This window comes from Nostoc sp. MG11 (assembly GCF_014904695.1).
GTDB lineage: Bacteria > Cyanobacteriota > Cyanobacteriia > Cyanobacteriales > Nostocaceae > Komarekiella.
The window spans coordinates 1-2,303 of the sequence record NZ_JACXXN010000152.1; the positions used below are offsets into that span (position 1 = coordinate 1).

At 42.2% G+C, this 2,303-nt stretch carries 3 protein-coding genes and 2 pseudogenes; 2 read left to right on the forward strand and 3 right to left on the reverse strand.

Annotated elements, in window-relative coordinates; genetic code table 11:
- Positions 1-95: 95 nt before the first annotated feature.
- Positions 96-407 (reverse strand): annotated as a pseudogene (locus HCR01_RS37645) (IS6 family transposase); the annotation flags it as partial.
- 36 nt (positions 408-443) lie between these two features.
- Positions 444-680 (reverse strand): hypothetical protein, encoded by a 237-nt coding sequence (locus HCR01_RS37650; RefSeq protein ID WP_193200969.1) that lies wholly within the window; start codon positions 678-680, stop codon positions 444-446.
- Between the two features lie 191 nt (positions 681-871).
- Between HCR01_RS37650 and HCR01_RS37655 the strand changes: the two genes are divergently transcribed.
- A complete protein-coding gene (locus HCR01_RS37655) occupies positions 872-1,567 on the forward strand; it encodes a hypothetical protein (RefSeq protein WP_193200970.1) in 696 nt (231 codons plus the stop codon).
- A 52-nt stretch (positions 1,568-1,619) separates the two neighbouring features.
- On the opposite strand, the gene HCR01_RS37660 is transcribed toward HCR01_RS37655, so the two are convergent.
- Positions 1,620-1,910, reverse strand: a complete 291-nt coding sequence (locus tag HCR01_RS37660) for a hypothetical protein (protein ID WP_193200971.1) — start codon at positions 1,908-1,910, stop codon at positions 1,620-1,622.
- Positions 1,911-2,063: 153 nt separating this feature from the next.
- Here HCR01_RS37660 and HCR01_RS39750 point away from each other — a divergent pair.
- Positions 2,064-2,213: pseudogene (locus HCR01_RS39750) on the forward strand (IS6 family transposase); the annotation flags it as partial.
- Between the last annotated feature and the right edge of the window lie 90 nt (positions 2,214-2,303).

Consider the following 2,303-nt stretch of genomic DNA (forward strand, 5'->3'; position numbering starts at 1 on the left):
AGCGAGCGCAACTACATAGTCCATGACTCCACTCTTTGGCATTAAAAGCTGTAATCCTTATCCTGAAGACCTTACAGCTTTTCTTAGTGCCATTCAGTATTGCCATTTGAATCAACAGCACGATACAAATATTTCCACTCACCTTTTACTTTTATATATATATATGTCTCATCCACTCGCACTGAATCATTGGTTTGACTCAAGTATGGTCTGCATCGAGATTCAATTTCTAGAGCATAAGCTTGTACCCAACGATACACTGTTGTGTGATCTACCAAAAGTCCTCGTTCCTGCATCATTTCTTCCAGAACCCTATAGCTCAATGGATATCGTAGATACCACCGCACACATAGAAGGATGAGCTCGGATTGGAAATGACGCCATTTAAACGGTTCTTTGGGGTTCATTGATGGGCTAACTTTGATACAAGACTATTGGTACAACTACACTTCTACCAGACCAGCCCTAGTTTTTGCAACACAACCTGTAGTTCTAACAGTCTCTTGAATGCGCTCAAGCTCTATTTCCCGGACGCGAATTAGTTCGATTTGTTCATCTGGACTCAACTTGATAGCTGACCCACAGGTTTTGTAATTCAGGCATTCTCCAGAATCTAGCATTCCTGGTTGCAGCATCATACTAGCGCAATCAAAGCCGAGTCCACATATTTTGGTGGGCATGGTTCTTTATCTTCTTTAGTTCTAGCTGATAATTTTTATTATATTAGCTAGAACATAGCGAGATTCCAGCCTGCTGTAAAGAGAAGAGGTATTAATCGGAGTTTATATCGGATAAAAGATAAGGAGCTGTTCGAGATTGCACCAACACATTGTCCAGTGCGTCCTTGTCCCCTGCACCCTAAATGATAATCATGACCGCATACTGCCAATTAACAATCTGGGATGTGCTTGATGAAATGTCAGAAGCTCCAGCGACATCTTCACTTACACCAGTGTGGGAGTGTTTAGATGCCGAGCTAGAGAATTTACCCTTGGAGGCACAGTTATCAACCGCAGCTCTTGCCTTCAGTCAAATTGCGGATATTCTCAAGTCTCGTGCCGAAGTGCTGTTGCAAGATACTCGCGATCGCAGTAGTTCTTTGGGGCCAATTGTTAGCAGCGATATCTCTGCTGGGTTGGTGCGAACCACAATGCAGCTTGATTTGGACGATTTAATTGAACCAGCAATACCACAGGCTTTTAAACCGCATGGTTCACACCAATTTTCACATCCTAGTGAGCCGAATTATTCTATAATAACATCTGTTGAAAAAGCGAATGTTTTGGCACTACTTAATGAGGTGACGAGTTTGGAAGATGTTCACAAGCTGGCTGGAGATGAAAATGTAGAAACCTGGCAGCGTGCGATCACTAACTACCTAATAAATGTCAAAGATGAGATTTCTTTAGTTAAACTGCAACGTGTGTTGGAAATACCAATGGTAGAAGTATGGTTGGGATTATTGCTGGGTGGGTTTACATTAGAGCAGCGTGGAGATTTTTATCACAACCAAAATGTCTGGATAAAAAGCTCTCCAACTGCCACCAGTAATATCCTTCCACGCTGACTATACGAGTACAGCACGGGCTGACCAACCTCACGGGAGTCCTATATTTCCCTTACAAATCAAAGTCAAGGCTAAAAGTTTGGCCATCAGAATCCTCTTGTTTTTCAATAGTAGATGGCTGGGGAGTCGGCTGAATAAGTTGGTTAGACTCAGTATTAATCGGGGTGAAAGCTACTTGTTGAGTGGGAAATGTACCCTTTCTGAAAGCAAAATAACAATCAATGATAAAGTAAAGCGTCTCCAGGTAACTTTTACCTAGTTGCTGTGATTCTGCAAATATCCGCTCCCGGCAGCTATCTTTGATCCGAACTTTTTCCGGTGTCAAGTCTTGTTTGTCTACCATTGTTATAACTTCCCAGATGTGGTTGTTGGATTCTTACTCATAATGGTTTTTAGCATTTCTAGAAGCCCAAAAACAGGTTGTGTTGCAAAAACTAGGGCTAGTCTGGTAGAAAAGTAGTTGTGCCAATAGTCTTGTATCAAAGTTAGCCTGTTAATGAACCCCAAAGAACCGTTTAAGTGGCGTCATTTCCAATCTGAGCTCATCCTGCTATATGTGCGGTGGTATCTACGATATCCGTTTAGCTACAGAAACTTGGAAGAAATGATGCAGGAACGAGGACTTTTGGTAGACCACACGGTTGTGTTGCAAAAACTAGGGCTGGTCTGGTAGAAGTGTAGTTGTACCAATAGTCTTGTATCAAAGTTAGCCCATCAATGAACCCCAAAGAACCGT

Excerpts from the sequence above, each read along its gene's own strand:
- HCR01_RS37650 (WP_193200969.1), bottom strand. The coding sequence starts at position 680 with ATGCCCACCAAAATATGTGGACTCGGCTTTGATTGCGCTAGTATGATG.
- HCR01_RS37655 (WP_193200970.1), top strand. The coding sequence starts at position 872 with ATGACCGCATACTGCCAATTAACAATCTGGGATGTGCTTGATGAAATG.
- HCR01_RS37660 (WP_193200971.1), bottom strand. The coding sequence starts at position 1,910 with ATGGTAGACAAACAAGACTTGACACCGGAAAAAGTTCGGATCAAAGAT.